General features: G+C 62.4%; 18 protein-coding genes. 3 read left to right on the top strand and 15 right to left on the bottom strand.

Annotation, left to right across the window (positions count from 1 at the left end; translation table 11 throughout):
• Positions 1 to 3: 3 nt before the first annotated feature.
• From AC0R79_RS13190 to AC0R79_RS13210, 5 genes are all read right to left on the bottom strand, one after another.
• Positions 4 to 1,266 carry an NAD(P)/FAD-dependent oxidoreductase gene (locus AC0R79_RS13190; protein WP_474734761.1) on the bottom strand — a complete coding sequence of 421 codons (1,263 nt, stop codon included), beginning with the start codon at positions 1,264 to 1,266 and terminating at the stop codon, positions 4 to 6.
• Entirely contained in the window at positions 1,256 to 2,848 is a 1,593-nt protein-coding gene (locus AC0R79_RS13195) for an aldehyde dehydrogenase (NADP(+)) (RefSeq protein ID WP_375746853.1), read from the bottom strand. The genes AC0R79_RS13190 and AC0R79_RS13195 overlap by 11 nt, the downstream gene beginning before the upstream one ends.
• Before the next feature lie 80 nt (positions 2,849 to 2,928).
• Complete coding sequence (locus AC0R79_RS13200; protein ID WP_474734763.1) at positions 2,929 to 3,876, bottom strand: dihydrodipicolinate synthase family protein; 948 nt, start codon at positions 3,874 to 3,876, stop codon at positions 2,929 to 2,931.
• A gap of 54 nt (positions 3,877 to 3,930) precedes the next feature.
• Complete coding sequence (locus AC0R79_RS13205) at positions 3,931 to 4,857, bottom strand: 4-hydroxyproline epimerase (RefSeq protein WP_474734765.1); 927 nt, start codon at positions 4,855 to 4,857, stop codon at positions 3,931 to 3,933.
• A gap of 22 nt (positions 4,858 to 4,879) precedes the next feature.
• On the bottom strand, positions 4,880 to 6,511 hold the full coding sequence (locus AC0R79_RS13210; protein ID WP_007958121.1) for an APC family permease: 1,632 nt from the start codon (positions 6,509 to 6,511) through the stop codon (positions 4,880 to 4,882).
• 239 nt (positions 6,512 to 6,750) lie between these two features.
• Between AC0R79_RS13210 and AC0R79_RS13215 the strand changes: the two genes are divergently transcribed.
• Together AC0R79_RS13215 and AC0R79_RS13220 are read left to right on the top strand one after the other, a co-directional pair.
• On the top strand, positions 6,751 to 7,518 hold the full coding sequence (locus AC0R79_RS13215) for an AraC family transcriptional regulator (protein WP_375746857.1): 768 nt from the start codon (positions 6,751 to 6,753) through the stop codon (positions 7,516 to 7,518).
• A 67-nt stretch (positions 7,519 to 7,585) separates the two neighbouring features.
• Positions 7,586 to 7,858: a hypothetical protein gene (locus tag AC0R79_RS13220; protein WP_127797810.1), complete on the top strand. Its 273-nt coding sequence runs from the start codon at positions 7,586 to 7,588 to the stop codon at positions 7,856 to 7,858.
• A gap of 55 nt (positions 7,859 to 7,913) precedes the next feature.
• Here the strand turns inward: AC0R79_RS13220 and AC0R79_RS13225 are convergent, their stop codons facing one another.
• The gene (locus AC0R79_RS13225; RefSeq protein WP_474734767.1) at positions 7,914 to 8,342 is read right to left on the bottom strand and encodes a hypothetical protein; all 429 of its coding nucleotides are present in this window, start codon (positions 8,340 to 8,342) and stop codon (positions 7,914 to 7,916) included.
• A 143-nt stretch (positions 8,343 to 8,485) separates the two neighbouring features.
• Between AC0R79_RS13225 and AC0R79_RS13230 the strand changes: the two genes are divergently transcribed.
• The gene (locus tag AC0R79_RS13230; protein WP_474734769.1) at positions 8,486 to 10,612 is read left to right on the top strand and encodes a TonB-dependent receptor family protein; all 2,127 of its coding nucleotides are present in this window, start codon (positions 8,486 to 8,488) and stop codon (positions 10,610 to 10,612) included.
• A 9-nt stretch (positions 10,613 to 10,621) separates the two neighbouring features.
• Here the strand turns inward: AC0R79_RS13230 and AC0R79_RS13235 are convergent, their stop codons facing one another.
• The 9 genes from AC0R79_RS13235 to AC0R79_RS13275 all read right to left on the bottom strand — a co-directional run bounded on the left by AC0R79_RS13235 (position 10,622) and on the right by AC0R79_RS13275 (position 22,077).
• Entirely contained in the window at positions 10,622 to 11,377 is a 756-nt protein-coding gene (locus AC0R79_RS13235) for an ABC transporter ATP-binding protein (protein ID WP_192560595.1), read from the bottom strand.
• Positions 11,371 to 12,432, bottom strand: a complete 1,062-nt coding sequence (locus AC0R79_RS13240) for a FecCD family ABC transporter permease (RefSeq protein ID WP_474734771.1) — start codon at positions 12,430 to 12,432, stop codon at positions 11,371 to 11,373. The genes AC0R79_RS13235 and AC0R79_RS13240 overlap by 7 nt, the downstream gene beginning before the upstream one ends.
• Complete coding sequence (locus AC0R79_RS13245; RefSeq protein WP_474734773.1) at positions 12,429 to 13,616, bottom strand: ABC transporter substrate-binding protein; 1,188 nt, start codon at positions 13,614 to 13,616, stop codon at positions 12,429 to 12,431. Before AC0R79_RS13245 ends, AC0R79_RS13240 begins: the two co-directional genes overlap by 4 nt.
• Before the next feature lie 64 nt (positions 13,617 to 13,680).
• Positions 13,681 to 16,095 carry a TonB-dependent siderophore receptor gene (locus AC0R79_RS13250; protein ID WP_474734775.1) on the bottom strand — a complete coding sequence of 805 codons (2,415 nt, stop codon included), beginning with the start codon at positions 16,093 to 16,095 and terminating at the stop codon, positions 13,681 to 13,683.
• A gap of 93 nt (positions 16,096 to 16,188) precedes the next feature.
• A complete protein-coding gene (locus AC0R79_RS13255) occupies positions 16,189 to 17,166 on the bottom strand; it encodes a FecR domain-containing protein (protein WP_474734777.1) in 978 nt (325 codons plus the stop codon).
• Positions 17,167 to 17,682: a sigma-70 family RNA polymerase sigma factor gene (locus AC0R79_RS13260; RefSeq protein WP_039771138.1), complete on the bottom strand. Its 516-nt coding sequence runs from the start codon at positions 17,680 to 17,682 to the stop codon at positions 17,167 to 17,169. It abuts the gene before it with no gap.
• An 84-nt stretch (positions 17,683 to 17,766) separates the two neighbouring features.
• Positions 17,767 to 18,951, bottom strand: coding sequence for an aminotransferase class V-fold PLP-dependent enzyme (locus AC0R79_RS13265; RefSeq protein ID WP_474734779.1), 1,185 nt, complete (start codon positions 18,949 to 18,951; stop codon positions 17,767 to 17,769).
• A gap of 14 nt (positions 18,952 to 18,965) precedes the next feature.
• Positions 18,966 to 20,210 (bottom strand): MFS transporter, encoded by a 1,245-nt coding sequence (locus tag AC0R79_RS13270; protein ID WP_474734781.1) that lies wholly within the window; start codon positions 20,208 to 20,210, stop codon positions 18,966 to 18,968.
• Between the two features lie 13 nt (positions 20,211 to 20,223).
• Positions 20,224 to 22,077 (bottom strand): IucA/IucC family protein, encoded by a 1,854-nt coding sequence (locus tag AC0R79_RS13275; protein ID WP_474734783.1) that lies wholly within the window; start codon positions 22,075 to 22,077, stop codon positions 20,224 to 20,226.
• Positions 22,078 to 22,092: the final 15 nt, after the last annotated feature.

Below are 22,092 nucleotides of genomic sequence, written 5' to 3' on the forward strand. Positions count from 1 at the left end.
CACTCAAAAGCGATCCAGCCGATAGGGCTCACTCGACGGTAGAGTACGAGCCGCGTCCTGCGCCGATGGCAAAACCATCCCCCTAACCATCTCCGCCGTCACCGCCGCCTGCGTCAGCCCCAGGTGCTGATGCCCAAACGCAAGCAGCACTTTCCCGTCACACACCCGATCAATCACCGGCAACGAATCCGGCAGCGACGGCCGAAACCCCATCCACGGTGTGGCTGCCTCGGTGTTCAGATCTTCACGAAACAACCCCTTGCTCAACCGATGCAACTGCCAGGCTCGGGCCATGGTCGGCGGGGCGTCGAGGCCGGCGAATTCGACGGTGCCGGCCAGGCGCAGGCCTTCGGACATCGGGGTCATGATGAATTTGCGTTCCAGCGAGGTGACGGGGAAGGGCAGTCGGTTGTGTTCGTGAGGCAGCATCAGGTGATAGCCGCGCTCGGTGTCCAGCGGGACCTTTTTGCCGGTCAGTGCGGCGGTGAGTTTTGCCGAGTGCGCGCCGCAGGCGATCAACACCTGGCGAGCGGACAGCGTGCCGGTTCCGGTCATCAGGCTGACGCCATGTTCGTGCAGTTGCCCGTCCTGAACCGCCTGCTTCACAAACTGCACGCCGCTGGCTTTCGCCGCTTTCACCAACTCACAAACGACGCGGTAGGGGTCGATGAAATGCCCGGTGTTCGGGAAAAACAGTCCGCCCTGAATCTGTTCGCTGAGTTGCGGCGCGGTCTCGCGTACCGCACCGGCCTGCCACCAATCGACCGGCACCTGTTGCTGTTGCATGCGTCGCTGCAATGCTTCGAGGGCCGGACGCGAGTCGGGCCGTTCGAACACCAGCAGCGAACCTTCCATCTTCAGCAGGTCGAGGCGCTGAATGTCATTGAGCAAGCGGTGCCAGGCGTCGAGCGAGCTTTCATTGAGGGCCCGCAACCCGGCGACGGTGCGCTGGAACGGCCCCGAGCGCAGGTTCAGCAACAGCCGCGTAAACCAGGGCAGGGCGCGAGGCAGGTATTTCCAGTCCAGGCGCAGCGGACCCATCGGGTCCATGAGCATGGCCGGCAGGCGTTTGAGGATCGAGCTGTCGGCAATCGGAAACACTTGCTCGGTCGCCAGGTGCCCGGCGTTGCCGAACGAGGCGCCGTGGCCCGGTTCCTGAGGGTCGATCACCACCACCCGCAAGCCCTGACGTGCCAGGCGCAGGGCACTGGCGACGCCGATGATGCCGGCGCCGACCACGGCGATGTCGTGCGGGTTATTCGGCATTTTTCGCGGTTTCCCTTTGGCCATCGAGCAAGCGACGCAGCGACAGTGGGTTGGCGTGTTTGAGCTCGGTCGGCAGCAGGCTGTCGGGGAAATCCTGATAGCAGACCGGGCGCAGGAAACGCAGGATCGCTGCGGTGCCCACCGACGTGGTGCGCGAATCGGAAGTCGCCGGGAACGGTCCGCCATGCACCATCGCATCGCAGACTTCAACGCCGGTCGGCCAACCGTTGACCAGCAGGCGCCCGGCCTTGCGCTCCAGGGTCGGCAGCAATGCGCGGGCCTGTTGCAGATCTTCGTCATCCAGGTGCAGTGTGGCGGTCAGTTGGCCTTCCAGCTGTTCGAGCACCTGACGGATTTCAGCGTCGCTGGCGCATTGCACGATCACGGACGCGGCGCCGAAGGCTTCGGCCTGCAACGAATGATCAGCAAGGAAATCGGCGGCGTCGGTGACGAACACATGGGCCTGGCCCTGATTCGGATCCGTTGCTCGCTGGCCGGCGGCGGCAATACGCGCCCGGGTATTTTCCGCGAGGGCATTCACGCTGGATTCGTAGGCGTTGAAGATCCCCGGCGTCAGCATGGTCTGCGCGGGGCTGCGCTGGATCAGTTCGGTGGTGGCGCCAATGAAGGCGTCCAGCGCCGGTCCCTTGCGGGCGATGACCAGACCGGGATTGGTACAAAACTGACCGGCGCCTAGTGTCAGCGAAGCAACGAAGCCTTGGGCCAACGCTTCGGCGCGATTTTGCAGCGCTGCCGCAAACAGCAACACCGGATTGATCGAACTCATTTCCGCATACACCGGAATCGGCTCGGGCCGGGCTTGGGCCGCTTTGATCAGCGCGAGGCCGCCACTGCGCGAACCGGTGAAGCCGACTGCCTTGATCCGTGGATCGCTGACCAGCGCAATCCCCACTTCACGGCCGGATCCGTACAACAACGAGAACACACCTTCCGGCAAACCACAGGCCTTGACCGCCCGCGCTACGGCGCGACCAACCAGTTCACTGGTGCCGGGATGGGCGCCGTGGGCCTTGACGATCACCGGGCAACCGGCGGCCAGCGCTGAAGCGGTATCGCCGCCCGCCACCGAGAACGCCAGTGGAAAGTTGCTCGCGCCAAACACCGCCACCGGGCCCAGTGGAATCTGCCGCTGACGCAGATCCGAACGCGGCATTGGCTGGCGTTGCGGTTGCGCGGTGTCGACTCGCACATCCAGCCATTCACCGGCCCGCACGGTGAGGGCAAACAGCCGCAGTTGCTGGCAGGTGCGGCCCCGTTCACCCAGCAGACGCGGACGCGGCAGGCCGGTTTCGGCCATGGCGCGGTCGATCAGTTCGTCGCCGAGCGCTTCGATTTCGCCAGCGATGGTTTCAATGAACTTGGCCCGTGCCTCGAGCGATGTCTCGCGATAACGGTCGAGCGCGGCCCAGGCCAGTGCGCAGGCCTGCTCGACATGCTCGGCAGAGCCGCCGGCGTAGCCCGGTTCCAAAGGCGAGTTGGTGGCGGGGTTGATTCCGTGGATGACGTCGCGGTCGCCGGTGAGGGTTTGCTGACCGATCAGCAGTTGGCCCGTCAGAGTCATGGCGCATTCCTTATCAATAAAGCAGGTCACGAATAAGGCCCGCCGCCGTGGGTGGCGGCGGGCTTGAGCGCAGCGGCAGGTCAGGCGAAGTTCTGTTCCGCCGACCAGTTTTCGTACCAGTGGCGGAACAGCGCGTACTGGGCTTCCGCGTAACGACGCTGCGAGTCGCTGAGGGCATCGGTTTCGTTGAAATGCAGGGTGTATTCCTTGTCGCCGTTGAGCACCATCAGGTGTTTGTAATACAGCACCAGATCCGTGCCTTCGTCGAAGGACGACAACACTGCCAGCGCCGATTCCAGCTCGCGCGCCTGACGTCGGGCCTTGGCGTCACCCTTGGCCGCCTGCTTGCTCAGGGCTACCAGTTGCAGCACTTCGCGGGGCAGGGCGTTGCCGATGCCGGTGATGGCGCCGGTGGCGTTGCAGTTGACGAAACCGTGCACGACCTGGGTGTCGACACCGACCATCAAGGTCACGGCATCATCCTTGGAGGTGATGTTTTCAGCGGCGTAGCGCAGGTCGGCGCCACCGCCGAATTCCTTGAAGCCGATCAGGTTCGGGTATTCACGGCGCAGTTCGAAGAACAGGTCGGCGCGGGTGGCGAAGCCGTAGTAAGGGCTGTTGTAGATCACCGCCGGCAGGTTCGGCGCGGCTTGCAGAATCGCCGCGAAGTGGGCTTTCTGCGCCGCCGCCGAAGCGCCACGGGACAACACCCGAGGAATCACCATCAAACCCTGCGCGCCGACTTTCGCCGCATGGGTCGCATGGGACACCGCTTCACGGGTGTTGACCGCGCCGGTGCCGACGATGGTCGGAACCCCGGCGGCCACCAGCCGCGCCACGCCTTCCTGACGCTCCGCTTCGGTGAGCAGCGGCCAGTCACCCATGGAGCCGCAGTACACGACCGCACTCATGCCGATGTCGATCAGCTCGCGACCCTTGGCCACCAGCGCATCGAAGTCCGGTTTGCGCGCGGCGGTGCACGGGGTCATCAGGGCGGGCATGCAGCCGGTGAAGATGTTGTCGCTCATTATTGTTCTCCTTGGAACGGTCATTCAGAGGGGTTTGAAGTGCAGCGCAGCGGCTCAGATGCCCCACGCGAACGGATCGGTTTCGTCGATCAGCAACGTGCTGTCGGCGGTCATGTGGGCGCGGCCGGTGATGTAGGGGCGGACGCGATCGCCTTCCCATTCGAAGCGGCCTTCGAACTGGCTGCCGGTGATGCTCGCCTGCACCCAGCGCTCGCCCGGCGCGAGTTTTTCGTCGGCGGCCAGGCACGCCAGTTTGGCGCTGGTGCCGGTGCCGCAAGGGGAGCGGTCGTAGGCTTTGCCGGGGCACATGACGAAGTTGCGGCTGTCGGCCTCGGCGTCATCGGCGAACAGTTCGATGTGGTCGATGACCGCGCCGTTCTCGCCATGGATGCCTTGGTCTTCGAGGGCCTTGAGCATTTTCCAGGTGAGGTCGGTCAGGTTGTCGACGTTGTCCATCGTCAGCGTCTGGCCGTGTTTGGAGACCAGGAAAAACCAGTTGCCGCCATAGGCCACGTCACCGAGGAAGCGGCCGTATCCCGGCACTTCCACCGCCACCTGTTTGCGTGAGCGATAGGCGGGCACATTGCCCAGAGTCACGGCGCCGTCTTCATGCAACGTTGCGCTGACCGGGCCGACCGGCGTGTCGATCTTGTGCACGCCCGGTGCGATCAGCCCCAGATGTTGCAGCGATGCAACGAGGCCGATGGTGCCGTGGCCGCACATGCCGAGGTAGCCGGCGTTGTTGAAGAAAATCACGCCGCAGGTGGCGTCCGGCGACACCGGCTCGCAATACAGCGCGCCCACCAGCACATCGTTGCCGCGCGGTTCCAGCAGGCAGGCGCGGCGCCACTGATCGTGCTGATTGCGCAAGGCATCGCGCTTCTCGGCCATGGTGCGACCGGGCAAGTCGGGAAAACCTTTCATCACCAGACGCGTGGGTTCGCCGCCGGTGTGGGAATCAATGACGTGTACTCGTTTCATGGACAGGTCCCGTTGAGTGATTTCAGTAAGCGCCGGCAGTGCGCGGGTTGGCGGCGGAGGCGGGTGACGGCGAAGCGACTTCGCTTTCATCCTCTTCCGATTCCAGGCGCAGCAGATGCGCCGGCACGCCGGTGGCCGCGCCCCAGTAATAAATGCCCATCGCACAGGCGGCGACGACCAGGGTGTCGAACGGATGGGTGAGGATGCCCAGGCCGCCGAAGGTGCCGAGTTTCGACAGGACGATGGTCACCGCGTAGAAGGCGATCAGCCACGCGGACGAGCGCACCTGCCGGGACAGGCTGAGGTGGGCGGTCGGTACGAAACGGCCGCAAAGCAGGTAGACGACGAACATCAGGATTTGCAGGCCGAGCAGCCAGGACACGGTGTTCCAGCCCGACCAGTAAACGATCAGCGCAGCGATGATGAACGACACCGGCCCCAGCACGCCCATGCACTTGACCCGGAACGGGCGTGGCATGTCGGGTGCATTGCGACGCAGCGCGGCGACGGTCACCGGGGCGACGGCATAGCTCAGCACCAGCGCGGCGGACACCACGTTGATCAGCGCTTCCCACGATGGGAACGGCAGGGTCCAGAACACCGACAGGGCGAAGGTCAGCCACAGCGCCGGACGCGGGATGCCGGATTTCGCGTCGATGTGGGTGAAGACCTTGAAAAACGTGCCGGTCTGCGCCCAGCCGTAGATCACCCGAGGCGTGGCGTTCATGTAGATGTTGCCGCAGCCACTGGGGGAGATCACCGCGTCCGCCACCACCAGATACGCCAGCCAGCCCACGCCCAGTGCCAGGGCGATGTCGCGATACGGCAGGGCGAACTCCTTGGAAACCCCGGCCCAGCCATTGGCGAGCAATTCGGTCGGGATGCCGCCGAGGAATGCGGTTTGCAGCAACACGTAGATCGCGGTGGAGAGCAGCACTGACAGGATCAGCGCAATCGGGATGGTGCGCTGGGGATTTTTCACTTCGCTGGCCACCGAGATGATCGGGGTCAGGCCGAGGTAGGCGAAGATCACGCCGCCGGCGGAGACAGCCATCTCTATGCCCGAGAGTCCGAAAGGGGCGAAGCCTTGAACCTGGAAGTTTTCCGGTTTGAAAAAGGTGAACAGCACGCCGATCACCAGCAGCGGCACGATGAACTTGAACACGCTGACCAGGTTGTTGGCCTTGGCGAAGGTCTTCACGCTGCGGTAGTTGAGCAGGAAGAACACGCACAGCAGGCCGAACTGCACCAGCCAGCCGAGCAGGGTCGGATCACCGCTGCCGGCCTTGGTCAGGCTCGGAAACCAGGCCGCCGCGTATTGGCGCGAAGCAACTACCTCGATCGCCACCAGACTGGAAAAGGCGATCAGCGTAATGAATCCCATCAGGTAACCGAGCAGCGGCCCGTGGCTGTAAACCGGGTAGCGCACCACACCGCCGGCGCGGGGCAATGCCGCGCCCAGTTCGCAGTAGACGATGCCCAGCAGCAACACGGCGAACCCGCCCAGCAACCAGGAAAAAATCCCCGCCGGCCCGGCAATTGCCGAGACGTGACTGGCCGCGAACAACCAGCCGGAACCGAAGATCGCCCCCAGCCCGATAAAGGTGAGGTCGATCAATGAAAGTTGTTTTTTGAACTTGCCTTGGCCTGACATGGCATCGCCTTCTTGTGAGTTATTGGATAGGCAGGTGTGAGTCACTGGAACGGCTAAACAGTGAACTCATCAGGCGTCGGGCGATTGATGTTTTGCGCAGCTGCGGATGACGAAATCGGCACAGTTGCGAAGAAAGACAGCGGCGCTCGACACGTCGCAAACGTTGCTGCAATCTGCACGCGAACGCCTCAGGGCGGACTCGTTTTCAGGCCGATCCAGTCACCGGAGAAGACCTTCACATGCAGAACGCCTTTGCGATCCTCTGTCAGGGCGATGAGCGCCATCGGCCGCATACTCTCGATGCACTGCTGGGCGGCGTGGCACCGCTGTTGCCGATGCTGGACGCTATTCCGAACGCGGCGATCTTCATCAAGGACGTGCAGGCGCGGTACGTCCTGGCCAACCGCACGCTGGTGCAGCGCTGTGGCCTGAAAGACCTGAAACCGTTGCTCGGGAAAACCAGTGCGCAGGTGTTTCCGGCGCAACTGGGGCCCGGTTATACCGAGCAGGACCGGCGGGTGCTGGAAGAAGGTTTTGTGCTGGAGGATCAGCTGGAACTGCATCTGTACGGCAGTCGCGAACCGGGCTGGTGCCTGACGCACAAGCGTCCGCTGTACAACCGTGACGGCGAGATCATCGGCCTCGCGGGGATTTCGGTGGACCTGCAATCGGCCAGCGAAACCCACCCGGCGTTTCAGCGCCTGGCAGCGGTCGACGAACACATCCGGGCGCATTTCAATCGTCGGGTAACATTGGGCGAGCTGACACGGATCGCTGGTATTTCGGTGGCGCAGCTGGAACGTTATTGCAAACGGGTGTTCCACCTGACGCCGAGGCAGATGATCCAGAAAGTGCGGCTGGAACATGCCCATCGCCTGTTGCACACCGAGCTGCCGATCACCGAGGTGGCGTTGCAATGCGGGTACACCGATCACAGCGCTTTCACTCGCCAATTCAAGGCATCGACCGGGTTCACCCCGCGTCAGTATCGGCAGGCGACAGAGTAATGAGCGGTTTGCGAGTCATTGCGGCTAGACTGAACAGGTCAGCCCCACTTGCTGCAGGTGAAACGAGATGAGCGAATTCTGGGTACGCCGATGCTCGTATGGCCTGTGCGCGATCCTGCTGACGCTGACGGCGTCCTGTTCGAGCAAGGCTCACTACGCGACCACCGGTGATCGCTGCTATGCCAAAGCGGTGCCGACGTCAGGGGAGGGTGGTCTTGCATGGGGAGCGACCTTGGGTATCGCGCAAAAAAAATCCATGAATAACTGCGTGCGCTATGCCGGACGTTCGGGCGGAACGCCCAACACCTGTCAGGTGGTGTTGGCCAAGTGCAAGAATTGACGGGGGATTCAGTCGCCACCTCAAAGACCGGTGGCGCTGTTGTCTTGCGACAAAACTACCGCGAGCGTCTCAATGATTGCGAAAGGGCCTGTCTGGCGATCAGTGAGGCGACGTCCTTGGCACCATAGCAACGGAATTTGACACTGTAGGCGTCTGTGTCGAGACGGACGATCTTCGTCACGAAACCGCCTTCGACGGTGACCTTGCGGATCGCCGGCATCGGTATCTCGACATCCAGTGTCCCGTCCTGAGCCATGCGGTTCATGGCATTGGCATTCAAGTGAACGGCGTTTTCGGTGACGGTGACTCTGCCGCCCACCCACAATCCGCCATAGTGATTTCTGAATCCCTCGAGCACCCCGGCCAGTACGCCGACATTGCCGCTTCCCACGACCTCGTAGAATTCGCCCACATCTTCGTAGTTCAGTTCAGCATCGGTCACCAGAAAGTTGACCATCTTCGACTTCAGAACTTCTTCGGCCATCCCTGCATCTCCTTGTTCAAATCACAGCCCGGAATTTCAGCCGCCTGTTTACCTGACAAAAAACAAAATCGCCATGTGTTTCCTTCGTTCTTTCATACGTCGCAGTTGTCACTGTCCGTTCCCGCCTGTCTGGAGTTCACCCGATGCCTTCGCTCAAAACCCTGCCCGCTGCCTTGCTGGGGCTGGCCCTTGTCTGCCCGGTCAAGGCGCAATCCCAGGGGCTGGAACTGGGGCAAGTGCTGATCGGGGCCGAGGATCAGAGCGGTGAAGATGTGTCGGTGGAAGAGGCGAAGGCTCGTCTGGCCCAAGTGCCGGGTGGCAGCAACGTGGTCGATATGCGCCAGCCATTGCAGGGCCGGGTTGCCAGCAATCAGGACGTGCTGGCGTATCAACCGGGTGTCTATGCCCAGTCAGCGGGCAACGAAGGGACGAAAATCTCGATCCGTGGCTCGGGCATCAACCGTGCTCCCGGCGCCCACGCGTCGGGGCTGTACACGATGCTCGACGGTCTGCCGCTGACCGGCCCCGGCGGCACGCCTTACGAATTACTGGAGCCGCTGTGGCTCGACCATGTGGAGGTGCTGCGCGGTGCCAACGGTTTTGATCGCGGCGCGCTGGCCCTTGGCGGCGCCGTCGATTACGTCAGCCACACCGGCTACAACGCGCCGCTGCTAAAAGTGCGCTATGTCATGGGCAGCCACGGTTATGCCCAGCGACAAGTCAGCTCCGGCCAGGTGCTGGGCGATTTCGATTACTACCTGTCGATGACCGATGCGCATTCCGACGGTTATCAGGATCACACCGCCAGCAAGAGCCAGGGCGTGATCGCCAACTTCGGTTATCGCTTCAATCCGAATTTGGAAACCCGCTTCTACATCCGTCACCGCGAGACCGACAACGACCTCGCCGGCCGGGTGACCAAGCACTCCATCGAGCACGATCCGCGCGCGGCCAACCCGGCCTATGTGACGCGCAACGACAGCCGCGATCAGCCCGGCAGCACCTTCATCGGCAACAAGACCACGTACTACATCGATGACGATTCGAGCATTCAGGCCGGTCTGGTCTATCACGATTATCCGATGGACCTGCGCGAAGGCCCCAACCGCCTGAAGGTCGCTTACACCGATGTCAGCGGCACGTTCGACTACAAGCGCCGCGACACGCTCTGGGGCATGGAGAGCAACAGCACCGTGGGCCTGCGAGTGACCAAACACCTGCCCAACGACGGGGCCAGCGAACGGGTGCGGATTCCCACCGGCAATACCGCCGGTTATGCGCCGGGCACGCACATGCGCAACTTCACTTATCAGGGCTCGGATTCGGTCCTGCACGTGGGCAACGACCTGGAAATCGCCGACGACCTGTGGCTGACCACCGGCCTCGCCGCGATCTACACCCGCCGCGAAAGCGCGGTGACCTATCCCGAAGGTGGCGGCAAGACCAGCCTCGGTGACTGGGATTACGCGCCACGTCTGGGCCTGCGCTATCAGGTGACGCCGGACCTGCAACTGTTCGGTAACCTCAGCCGCTCGGTCGAAGCGCCGCATCCGTGGTCGCTGATCTACAGCTCCAACGTACGGTTCCCGGCCGGCAGCGGCGCCGCCACCGGCACCCAGCGTGATCCGGTCAAGCTGCAGAACCAGACCGCGACCACCCTGGAACTCGGCGGCCGTGGCGACAGCGCGCTCGGCGAATGGAGCCTGGCGTGGTACTACGCTCAGGTGCGCCACGAATTGCTTTCGGTGTTGCCGGACGCCAACGCCACCACGCCATACGAACTCAACGCCAGCCCGACCGTACACCAAGGTGTCGAAGCCAGCCTGAACAGCAACCTGTGGTCAGCGAACGATGGCGGCAAGTTGAGCCTGCGTCAGGCCTACACCTTCAGCGACTTCCACTACCGCGATGACGACCGCTTCGGCGACAACCGCCTGCCGGGCTTGCCGATGCATTACTACCAGGGCGAACTGCGCTACGACTTTCCGCAAGGTTTCTTCGCGGCCGTCAACACGCAACTGGTCTCGAAAACGGCAGTGGATTACGCCAATAGCTACTACGCCGATCCTTACGCCACCTTCGGCGCCACGCTGGGTTACAACGCCCCCAAGGGCGACTGGCAGACCTGGCTGGACATGCGCAATCTGACCGACAAGCACTACGCCGCTACCGTTACGCCGGGCTATGACGATAAAGGACTGGACGCCGCACGCTCCACGCCGGGTGAGGGCATGGCGATGTATGTCGGGGTGTCGTGGAGCCTGCTCTGAGGGCCAGCCTCAAACAATGTCATCGATCAGAATATGGTGCTGCCCGCGACTGCATTGCTCGATCCGCGCCTCGACCTTGTACACCGTGCGCAGCATCGGCTCGGTGATGACTTCATGGCTGGGTCCGCTGCCATGGGCCGTGCCGCCCGCGATGACCAGCACCTGATCGGCAAAACGCAGCGCCTGATTCAGGTCGTGGATGGCGATGAACACGATCACCTCGCGTCGGCGCGCCAAGGCTTTCATGAAGTTCAACACCTGAACCTGCCGGTGCATGTCGAGTGCGCTGGTGGGTTCGTCCATCAGCAGGATTTCCGGTTCGCGCACCAGCGTCTGGGCGATTGAGACCAATTGCTGCTGACCGCCGCTCAATTCCCCGAGGTTGCGGAACGACAGTTCGGTGATCCCGAGCGCATCGAGAATCTCGTCCACCAGTTGCAACTCATCATCGTGAACCGACCAGTTGGGCGTCAGTTGCTTGCGCGCCAGCAGCACTGATTCGTACACCGTCAGCCGGGCGCTGGCGTTCAGGCCTTGCGGCATGTAACTGATGCCCTGCGTGCCTTTTTTCGAACCTTCCAGAATCACTTCGCCCGGGCCGTCGATCAGCCCGGCCATGCGTTTGAACAACGTCGATTTGCCCGCCGCGTTGGGGCCGACAACCGCCACGACCTGGCCACCGGTAAACGTCGCGGTACTCACGCCGGAAATGATCTCGCGCTGCCCGTAGCGGGCGCCGAGGTTGTCGAGCCGGATCTTCACCATGAGTTTTTCTTACCGTTGAGAATCAGAGAAATGAAGAACGGTACTCCGATCAGTGACGTGACCACGCCGATGGGGAATATCGCTCCCGGGATCAGCGTCTTGCTGACCACCGAACTGGCGGACAGGATCAGCGCACCGGTCAGCAACGAGGCCGGCAGAAAAAACCGCTGATCCTCGCCGATCAGCATCCGCGCGATGTGCGGCCCGACCAGCCCGATAAAACCGATCGTGCCGACGAACGCCACCGGAAACGACGCGAGCAGGCTGACCATGATCAGCGTCTGAAAACGCAGGCTGCGCACGTTGATACCGAAGCTGGCAGCCTTGTCATCACCCAGGCGCAGGGCCGTCATCGCCCACGCGCGTTTGGCGAAGATCGGCAGGGTGATGAGGATCACCACGCAGATGACTCCGAGTTTCGGCCACGTGGCTTTGGTCAGGCTACCCATGGTCCAGAACACCACGGCCGCCACGGCTTGTTCGGTGGCGAAGAACTGCACCAGCGCCAGCAGCGCATTGAAGGTAAACACCAGCGCAATGCCGAGTAGCACGATGGTTTCGGCGGTCACGCCACGGCGCATGCTCATGAAGTGAATCAGCAGCGCCGAGAGCATCGCCATGATGAATGCGTTGAGCGGCACCATGTATTGCGCCGCCAGCGGAAACAGCGCCACGCCGAAGGCCAGCCCCAGCGCTGCGCCGAAACCGGCCGCCGCAGAAATACCGAGGGTGAAAGGGCTGGCGAGCGGGTTGTTGAGGATGGTCTGCATCTGCGCCCCGGCCAGTGAAAGCGCTGCGCCGACAGCGACCGCCATCAACGCCACCGGAAGACGGATGTCCCACATCACCACCCGAACCTGGGCCGGAGCGGTGTCCGGCGAGAACAATGCACCGAGCACTTCGCTGAGGCTGTAGCGAGCCGGGCCCAGCGCCAGATCGAGCAGCACGCTGGAGATCAGCAGCACGGCCAGCCCAAGCAGAATCAGCCGTTTACGCAGCACCAGCCGCCGGTAAGTGACGCTCTGCACAATCGGTGCTTCGCCCAGCGAACTCATGGTTTGGCCTCGGCTTTTTGCAGGCTGACGAAATAGCCCGGCTCATACGGCACCGGCAGGAAGCGCTCGTGCATCTCGCGAAATGCGGCGTCGGGATCAAGATCGGCGAACAGTTCCGGGTGAAACCATTTGGCCAATTGCTGAATGGCCACGAACTGGTAAGGGCTGTTGTAGAACTGATGCCAGATCGCATGAAACGCCTGAGTGTCCTGCGCCTTGATGGCGGCATAGGCCGGGCGCTGGGTGTACCAGGCCAGTTTGCGTCGGGCTTCGGTCAGGTCCGCGCCCGGGCCGACACCGACCCAATGGCCGCCCGGTGCAAAGGCTTCCCAGTCGGCGCTGGTGACCACGACATGGTCGGGGTTGGCGACGATCACTTGCTCGGGGTTCAGCTGTCCGAAGGTGCTCGGAATGATTCGTCGGGCGATGTTGTTGCCGCCGGCCATGTCGACGAACAGACCGAAGTTCTCGTTGCCGAAACTCAGGCAGCAATCGTCGGTGTATCCACCGATACGTTCGATGAACACACTGGGGCGGGCAGGGTGGCGCTTCTCGATCACGTCGGTGACGCGATGGATCTGCTGGTTACGAAAGTCGATGAAGGCCTCGGCACGCTCTTCCTTGCCGAACAACTTGCCGAACAGGCGCATGGTCGGCTCGGTGTTCTGCATGGGGTTGTTGCGAAAGTCGACGTACACCACCGGGATCCCCAAGGCGTCGAGTTTCTCGATGTAGCGGGCATCTTCGGTCGCGTGCTGCGCTTCGATGTTGAGGATGATCACGTCAGGCTTCTGCGAGATCGCCTGTTCAATGTCGAAGGTGCCGCTCTCGAAACCGCCGAAGGTCGGGATCTTGGCGATGTCGGGGAATTTGCGCAGGTAGGCGTTATAGGTGTCCGGGTCGGACTGGATCAGGTCCTTGCGCCAGCCGACGATGCGTTCGATGGGGTTCTGCGTATCCAGCGCGGCCACCAGATACAACTGGCGACCTTCACCCAGAATCACCCGGCGCACCGGCAGGTGCACCTTGACCGTGCGGCCTTGCAAATCAGTCACGGTGCCCAGGGCCGGATCCGCTTCGGCAGCTTGCGCGCGGTTCGGCATCAATGAAGAAATCGACAAACCCAGCAACCCGGCGAACAGCAGGGCGGCGAAGGTCTGGCGGCGGCGAAAAACATTAACCATGGTGTATGCCTTTGCAAAAGCCGGATCGGACCACGACGCCAGGCGCCGCACCGGGCCGGACGTTTCAGAAATCGACAGTGGCCGAGAGCAACAAGGTACGAGGCGCGCCCTGGGAGAACGCGCCGTAGGAGGCGACGCCGGACCAGTATTCACGGTCGAACACGTTCTGCACGGTGGCCCGGAAAGTGGTCGGTCGTTCGGCGATGCGCGTGGCGTAGCGGGCGCCCACATCGAAGCGGGTCCAGGCGTCCAGTTGTTGGGTGTTGGCCTGATTGACGTACTGGCTGCCGGTGTAGATCGCGCCGCTGGTCAACGTCAGGCCTTCGACCTGCGGGACGTCCCACTCGGCCCAGAGGTTGGCTTGCACCTCGGGAACCCCGACCGGTTTGTTGCCACGGTTGGCGGCGACGCCGGTGCGGGTCAGTTCGCCGTCGAGCAGCGTCACGCCACCGATCAGGCGCGTGCCTGTTGCAATCTCGCCCGCCATGTTCAGTTCCACGCCACGGTTGCGCTGTTCGCCATTGACCGAGAACACCCCGGATGTCAGTTCACCGCTGGGCTTTTCCAGCTGAAACAGGGCGATGGTGGACATGAAACGGCCGTAGTCGAGCTTGACTCCGACTTCCTGCTGGCGGGACACGTAAGGGGAAAAAATCTCGCCCGCGTTGGCGGCGGCGGACGGCGCGATGTCACCCTTGCTCAGGCCTTCGACGTAGTTGTAGTAGAACGAGACATGGTCCCAGGGCTTGGCGACGACCCCGAACAGCGGGGTGGATTGGCTTTTGTCGTAGGACGTGGTGACGAAACCGGCCGCGTTGTAGTTATCCGACTTGATGTTCTGCTGGCGCACACCGAGGGTGACTTGCAGGCGTTCGTCGAGCACCGACAGGGTGTCGGCGAGGGCCACACCCGACAGTTCGCTTTCGGAAACCTTCGGTGTATCCGGTTTGGCGATCGCGGGTTTGGGGCGGTCGATCGGGTGATAGACGTTCGACAGGATCGCCGGGCCGGAAATAATCCCCCGGGACAAATGATCGCGGTAGCGGGTGACTTGCAGCGCGGTGCTGTGGCTGATCGGCCCGGTGTCGAAACGCAGGCGCGCACCGGCATCGACGGTGTAACGCTGGACTTCGAACTTGTAATAGCCGGGAATCGACGAGGTGTCGCCCGCTTCGTTGATGATGGTCGGGGTCTGGTCGGACATGCGCGCGACATCCGACTTTCCTCCACCCGCGTGGGCGAACACGGTCAGGTTGTCGTTGAGGTCGTACTCGCCGCCGAGCAACGCCGATTTGTCGCGGGTTTCCGACCAGCCCCATTCCTGGCTGACGCTGGTGCGGCCGTTGGCTGCGGATGGAATCTCCACGCCAGAGGCAATCAGAAAGGGGCGGGATGCGGCGTCGAAACTTTCTTTCTGATTGATCAGGTCCAGGGTGGTGCGCAGGCGTTCGCCCTGATAATCGAGGGAAATTGCGCCGATGCCGACCTCTCGGGATTGCTTGTCGATGGCGGTATCGCCTTGCTGGACGCTGCCATTGACTCGCACCCCGAAGCGGCGTTCTTCACCAAAGCGTCGGCTGACATCGAGGTGCCCGCCGAGCTGGGTATTCAAGGCGTAACTGGTGGTGAAGCGGGTCAGGTCTTCGTCCAGCGAACGCTTGGGCACCACGTTGATCACGCCGCCGACGCCGCTGTTGGGCGACATGCCGTAGAGCAAAGCGCCGGGGCCTTTGACCAGTTCGATCCGTTCGGCGTATTCGGTGAACACCCGGTAGTTGGAAGCCACGCCGTACACGCCGTCGAAGGCCAGTTCGCCGAGATTGCCTTCGCCGACCGGAAAACCCCGGATGAAGAACGAGTCGACAATCCCGCCTGTCTGCCCGGTGGAGCGCACCGAAGAGTCGCGTTCCAGCAAGTCGCCGACCGTGACAGCCTGCTGGTCCTTGATCAGCGTCGAGGTGTAGTTGCTGACGCTGAACGGCGCGTCCATCGCATCGCGGTTGCCCAGAATGCCGAGGCGTCCGCCGCGCGCGACCTGACCGCCCGCCAGCACCGGCGGCAAGCTGTCGGCGCGCTTATCGATGCCTTCGACCGTGGTGTCCGACAACGTGACCCGGCGCACCACCAGCGTCCACGTTCCGTCGCTGCGGGCGACCATCTCCAGACCACTGCCTTCGAGCAGTCGGGACACCGCTTCCTGCACCGAGTAGTTGCCGGACAATCCCGGGCTGACGAGGCCTTCGGTGACCGACGGCTGAAACGACAGGGCAATCCCGGCGTCCACGGCAAAGCTCGACAGGGTCACGCCCAGCGGGCCGGGCGCGATGTTGTAGGCTCGAACAGTGACCGCGTCCAGCTGCGTCGGCCCGGCTGCCTCGGCGAGCGCGCTGCTGCCCAGGCCCAGTACAACGCTGAGCAGCACACTGCGCATAACGGGCTTTAGCAGACGATCCGCAAACAAGGGTCGTGCAACGAGCATGAAGGGGTGACCCTATGGACGAGGTGGAATGGTTGTTCCTTTCATTGCCAGCCGAGATCAAAAAAAGTATCACCCGTGCGGTGATTTTTTTGCTCAGGCGGGTGAGAGCGTCACCCAGTAACCACTCAAGTGCCCGGAAACGAGCACGGGATAGGTTTGCGCCAGCATGTTCAGCGAGCGTTGGGTATCGCTGATGGGAAAGGCTCCGGAAATGCGCAAATCGGCAATGGCCGGGTCGCAGCGCACAAAGCCTCGGCGATAGCGCGCCAGTTCGACGACGAAATCCGCCAGCCGCATCTTGTCGGCCATCAACATGCCTTGAGTCCAGGCACCGACGTTGCGGTCGGTCGGGTTCATTTCGCCAAAGGCTTGAGATGAAAAGTCGGTACGTTGCCCGGCGTTGACGATGATCGGCGCGCTTTGAGGACTGTCGGCCAGCTCGACCCGCACAGCGCCTTCAAGCACTGCGAGTTGGGTGCGCGGTTGCCATTCACGAACGGTGAATCGCGTGCCCAGCGCCTGCATCCGGCCCTGACGGGTGCTGACCAGAAAAGGTCGAGGTTGCGCGGCGTTGTCCGGCGCGGTCTGCACCAGGATTTCGCCTTCGCGTAAATGGATCAGCCGCTGCCGGGTGTCGAACAGGACGTCGATGGCCGTGTCGGTGTTCAGGGTGATTTGCGAGCCGTCGGCCAAGGTCAGTTCGCGGCGCTGGCCGACGGCTGTGTGGTAATCGGCGGACCATTGCTGCGATTGCGCGAGTTTCCAACTGCCCCAGCCGGCGGGCACCGCTGCCAGCAGCAAGGCCAGTTTGCCGAGGGCTGCGCGACGTTCCGGGTTGCTCGGGCGATCCAGCGCCGACATCGCCAGCGACGGCGGCAGGCCGCCGAACTTGCTTTGCAGCAACTGCGCTCGGGCCCACGCCCGGTTGCGCTCGGGGCTGCTGACTTTCCAGTATTCCCACTCTGCACGCTCGGTTTCGCTGAGGTCGTTTTCACTCAGGCGCATCAGCCACTCGGCGGCTTCTTCGAGGATTTTCGGATCGAGCGGCGGTTCACTGCGGCGCGTGAGCATTCATTCCACCAGCATCAGGCACTGCACGAAAGCCTGTTTCATGTAGCGCTTGACGGTGATCAGCGAGACGTCCAGCTGCTCGGCAATGTCGGCGTATTTCAAGCCGCCGATCTGCGACAGCAGGAACGCACGTTTGACCAGCGGCGGCAGGGTGTCGAGCATCGCGTCGATTTCGTGCAGGGTTTCCAGCACCACGAAGCGCAACTCGGGGGAGGGCACTTCCGGCGCCGGCAAATGCGCGAGGGCATCGAGGTAGGCGCGTTCCAGTGCCTTGCGCTGATACCAGTTGATGAGGATGCCCTTCGCCACGCAACTCAGGTACGCCCGGGGCTGCTCGATGGTCGTGACCTGGGAGGCGAGGATCCGGGTGAAGGTATCCTGCGCCAGATCCGCCGCATCCATGGCGTTACCCAGTTTTTTCTTCAGCGTGGCGTACAGCCAGCCGTGATGGCCGCTGTACAGCGCTTCGATCACGCGCAGATGGTTGTCGTTGTTCGCGGGAAGGGTTTCGCTCATGGCTGCAGTGTTTTGCAATTGAGAAGTATTCCCAATGCTAGTTTACAAAGAGCCCGCGACGCAAGCGCGAATCAGCATCCGTTTTCAGGCGCGGGGCATTCTCAACAACGTGTTTACCATGGCATCAATTTCAGCCTCGGTGTTGTAGGCGTGCAGCGATGCGCGGCTGACCTCCAGCAGGTCCCGTTGCTGCATGTCGAGCATCGTCGAACGGAAGGTCGAGGTGGTGACGTTGATGCGTTTTTCCTGCTTCGCCAGCCACGCCTGGACTTGCGCCGCGCTGGCGTCCTGGCAGGTAAAGGTGACGATGCCTGACTTGACCGCCCCCCGATCCTGCGACGTAACACCCGGCACGTCAGCCAGACGATTGCGCAGGTGTGCCGACAATCGTTGAATGCGCTGCCACATCGGTTCGATGCCTTGCGCCAGTGCGTAACGGGCCGCCGCGCCCATGCCCAGTTTCGCCGCGACGTTGCATTCCCAGTTTTCGAAGCGCCGGGCATCGCCGCGAATCCTGAAGGTGTCCGGGGTCAGTAATGCAGCCGCATGCAGGTCGAGAAACGCCGGTTCGAGGCTTTCGCACAAAGTCTTTTCGACATAGAGAAACCCCATGCCCCGAGGGCCGCGAAGGTATTTTCGGCTGGTGGCCGCCAGCATATGACAGCCGATTTTTTGCACATCGATCGGCATCTGTCCGACGCCCTGACAGGCATCCAGCAGAAACAGAACCCCGGCCGCGCGGGCGAGGGCGCCGATCTGCTCGATGGGCTGCACCGGGCCGCCGTTGGTGGCAATCACCGGCAGCGACACCAGGGCAACCCGGTCATCCTCAAGCATGTCCCGCAGCGCCGGCAATGACACCTGGCCCTGTTCATCATTGGGAATGACCCTGATCTCGATCCCGCGCTGCTGCTTGAGTTGCAGGTAAGGAATGTAGTTGCCGGCGTATTCGGTGGTCGACGTCAGCACCACATCGCCGGGCCGCAGCGGCAATGAGTAGAAGGCCATATCCCAGGCGCGGGTCGCGTTTTCGATCACCGCGATCTCTTCGGGCCGCGCGTTGATCAGTTGGCCGAGGGCGTCGTAAACGTCCTCCACTTCCTGAGCCTGTTGGCCGGCGGCTTCATAACCGCCGATCCGCGCCTCAAGTTGCAGGTGACGGGTCATCACGTCGATCACCGGATCGGGCATCAGCGCCGCACCGGCATTGTTGAAGTGGATCAGTTGCTCGACACCCGGGGTGTCGGCGCGCAGTTGTTCAATGTTCAAAGCAGACTCCTTGATCAGTCGCCCGGCGGGATCTGGCTCGGTTGCATGACCATCGGCCGGTAGCGCAACGCAACGATGGGAATCAGCGCGAGGATGTAGGCGAGGCATACGAACAGGTAGGTGTACTGCAAACCATAGACCTGGCTGAGCAGACCACCGGCCGAGATCCCGGCGATGGACGCGAACTGTGCGATGCTTTGGGCGATGCCCAGCACATAGCCCTGGCGCGAGCTGTCGGCGGTTTTGGAGATCAGCGCCATCAACACCGGCGTCGTAGCGCCGAGCAATACGCCCCAGATGAAGTAGGCCCCGACGAATACGATCGGGTTGCGGGTGACGCCGGCGAGTGCCGTGAGTGCGATGCAGCCGATCACGACATAAGTGATGCGTTGCAAGGTGTCCTGCTGGGAACGGTGCTCGAAGTAACGCGACCACGCGGTTGCCGACAGAATGAAACCCAATGCCAGCAAGCCATAACACAGGCCGACCACCGAGTTGCTGACCTCGAACACTGAGCTGACATACAGCGAGAACGATGTCTGCGGCAGCATCCGTGCCAGCAGCAAAATGCCCATGACGCCGAGCAGCGACAGCAGCGGCGTGCCTTGCCAGACACTGGCGGTGTGGCTGGCCGGGGCGGTGTTGTCGGCGACCGGTGCTTTCTTCACCGGCGGTACGTCCGGCAACGTGACGGCCGCGACCACGGTGCAGATGGCACACAGCACCGCCGCGATCATGTTGATCCAGAAGAACGTCGCGTAATCGAGGATCAGCCCGCCAACCACTGCACCGAGTAACGAGCCGACGTTGGTGGAAATCTGCAGGATCGCGAACAGTCGCGCCCGCCGCGAAGGCGCCTCAATACTCACGCCATAAGCCTGGGCCGGGGCGATGTAGCCGGCGAAGGCGCCTTGCAGGAAGCGCAGGATCAGGATCACCCAGATGTCACTGCACAGGGCCAGCCCAAGCTGGGTCAATGACAGGCCGGCGAGGGCGCGGATCATCATCAACTTGTGGCCGTAGCGGTCACCGATACGGCCCCAGAATGCACTGGTCAGAATAATGCCCAGCATCGGCCCGACGTACACGGCGATGCTGGCGAAACTGAATAGCGAGTCAGACGAAGTCAGCCCGCGCAGGTGGACAGGCCAGAACGGCCCGCTCATTTCCATCGCGCCCATCGAAATGAGCTGGATCGCGAACAGAAGATAAATCAGGACTCTTACGCGCGAACCCGCGATGGCACCTGCTTGGGTCATGAGTCAGCCTCGGTTATTGAACGACATTGAGCGGGTTGGTCAGCGTGTGCTGAATCCGGTAGTTGGAGTACTGCATCATGTGCATGCGCAGCAACGAACGGGTCGGCCACGGATCATTGAGGAAGGCCTTGCGTTCGACTTCCCACAGATCCGGCGCGACACGCTCGCGCACCGCCGCGAACGCCTGCTCGGTTTCTTCACGCAGAATGTCCCACATCCGGTTGTTGTCCAGCGCGTACTCCTTGGTCAGCCACAGGGCCATTTCATGCAGGTGCGTGAGGAACGCCGCGTCGAGCACGAACATGCGCACCGGCTCGATATCGCCCTCGAACACCGTCGGCAGAATGCCTGGCTGCACGTGCGGTTGCAGGGTGTAGCCGCGCCCCTCCAGCAATGGAGCGTAGGTCCTGCCGTCGCCGAAATCGCGGATCAGCAGACTACGTGCTTTGCCATCCGGGGAAAACAGCACCATCGTGTTCTGCTGATGCGCCTCAAGCCCGATCCCGTACATCAGGTAGATCGCCACCACCGGATGGGTGACCACTTTGGCGTACTGACGGAACCAGTCTTCCACCTGCGCAGCATTGGCTCGAACGCCGTCGCGCTCGATCAGCTCGGTGAACAACGGTCGGCCACTGCCCGGCAAGCGAGTGAACAGTGACGCCACGGTGATCGGCAAACACTCGTCGCTGCGCTCGAACGCTTGCTGGCTGGCGCGGAACACCACCGACAGATGCCGGCCGGGGTGGTCGTCCTGAGTGATCGCGTTCTTGTAGCGCACGCCGATTTCTTCCGGGAAGATTTCCAGGCGCTGCCCGAAACCGTTTTCGACCTCGAGGATCTTCGTGATGACGGTGCTGATGCGCGGCCCCATATGAATCGACTTGGCTTGCAGGCTGCGCAGCTCGCTGGTCATCCACACGGCAATCGGTAACTTGATCAGCGGCGCGCTCTCCTTGAGCACCGGCATCATCGTGCGGTACGACATGGTCGGCAGGGTCTGGATGTCCGGGCCGTCGGTGATCAGGATGCCTTCAGCGATTTCCGCCGCGAAGTTTTTCAGGACGTAGGCCTGCAAATGCCACGCGTGAATCGGCAGCGGCAACCACTGGGATTCGTCGAGACCCTTGTCGTTCAGCGACGCCTTCCATTGCTCCCATTGAGTCGGGAAGTTGCCAGCAAACCAGCTGCGGTAATCGGTGACGTGGGGCATGCTTTCGCTTTTCGCCATGTCGGCCCGCAGCGCGGCAATGCGCAGTGGCACCTGGGCGTTGAATTCCGGCGACAGTTGCTCGACTTCCTCATCGCTGAGGCCCGGGCGGGCTTTCCAGGTCGGATAGTAGGGGTGACCTTCCAACGAGCCCCACTGGTCGAGAAGGATCGCAGCGTCCTTGGTGCTGGCGTGCTTGCGCAGATAGTCGGTCAGGCTGTCGAGGCCCTGTTCCCGGGCGGCGTTGGCCAGTCGTGCGTTCCATTGCTGGCGATGCTGACGGGCGTGGGCGTCGTTCATCAGGCTGTTTTCCATGTCCGACTTGAGCCCGGCGATGCCTTCATCGGTCGGCTCGAAATCGAAGCTGTCGCGCAGTACATCCAGCAGGTCCTGATGGGTGTAGATCACCTGGCGTACGCCTTCATCGGTCATCAGAATCACGTCGCCGTCATTGACCACGGTGTCCGCCGGGCCCTTGGCGATGTTGGAAAAGAACACCTGGGAACGGCCGTCTTTCAGCGCGTACGAGGCCTCGTTGCCGGCCTCGGAGAAGCGCAGCCCCGAGCGATCCAGAATGTTTTCGGCAAACAGGCAACGGATCATCCGTCGCATGGCATTTTTGCGGGAGTAGGCGATGAGTGTCTTGAAGTCATCCATATCAGCTATCTGCTC

The sequence above is a fragment of the Pseudomonas sp. HD57-3 genome (assembly GCF_056113135.1).

Coding starts and splice junctions, on each gene's coding strand:
- AC0R79_RS13190 (WP_474734761.1), bottom strand. CDS start 1,266: ATGCCGAATAACCCGCACGACATCGCCGTGGTCGGCGCCGGCATCATC.
- AC0R79_RS13195 (WP_375746853.1), bottom strand. CDS start 2,848: ATGACTCTGACGGGCCAACTGCTGATCGGTCAGCAAACCCTCACCGGC.
- AC0R79_RS13200 (WP_474734763.1), bottom strand. CDS start 3,876: ATGAGCGACAACATCTTCACCGGCTGCATGCCCGCCCTGATGACCCCG.
- AC0R79_RS13205 (WP_474734765.1), bottom strand. CDS start 4,857: ATGAAACGAGTACACGTCATTGATTCCCACACCGGCGGCGAACCCACG.
- AC0R79_RS13210 (WP_007958121.1), bottom strand. CDS start 6,511: ATGTCAGGCCAAGGCAAGTTCAAAAAACAACTTTCATTGATCGACCTC.
- AC0R79_RS13215 (WP_375746857.1), top strand. CDS start 6,751: ATGCAGAACGCCTTTGCGATCCTCTGTCAGGGCGATGAGCGCCATCGG.
- AC0R79_RS13220 (WP_127797810.1), top strand. CDS start 7,586: ATGAGCGAATTCTGGGTACGCCGATGCTCGTATGGCCTGTGCGCGATC.
- AC0R79_RS13225 (WP_474734767.1), bottom strand. CDS start 8,342: ATGGCCGAAGAAGTTCTGAAGTCGAAGATGGTCAACTTTCTGGTGACC.
- AC0R79_RS13230 (WP_474734769.1), top strand. CDS start 8,486: ATGCCTTCGCTCAAAACCCTGCCCGCTGCCTTGCTGGGGCTGGCCCTT.
- AC0R79_RS13235 (WP_192560595.1), bottom strand. CDS start 11,377: ATGGTGAAGATCCGGCTCGACAACCTCGGCGCCCGCTACGGGCAGCGC.
- AC0R79_RS13240 (WP_474734771.1), bottom strand. CDS start 12,432: ATGAGTTCGCTGGGCGAAGCACCGATTGTGCAGAGCGTCACTTACCGG.
- AC0R79_RS13245 (WP_474734773.1), bottom strand. CDS start 13,616: ATGGTTAATGTTTTTCGCCGCCGCCAGACCTTCGCCGCCCTGCTGTTC.
- AC0R79_RS13250 (WP_474734775.1), bottom strand. CDS start 16,095: ATGCTCGTTGCACGACCCTTGTTTGCGGATCGTCTGCTAAAGCCCGTT.
- AC0R79_RS13255 (WP_474734777.1), bottom strand. CDS start 17,166: ATGCTCACGCGCCGCAGTGAACCGCCGCTCGATCCGAAAATCCTCGAA.
- AC0R79_RS13260 (WP_039771138.1), bottom strand. CDS start 17,682: ATGAGCGAAACCCTTCCCGCGAACAACGACAACCATCTGCGCGTGATC.
- AC0R79_RS13270 (WP_474734781.1), bottom strand. CDS start 20,210: ATGACCCAAGCAGGTGCCATCGCGGGTTCGCGCGTAAGAGTCCTGATT.
- AC0R79_RS13275 (WP_474734783.1), bottom strand. CDS start 22,077: ATGGATGACTTCAAGACACTCATCGCCTACTCCCGCAAAAATGCCATG.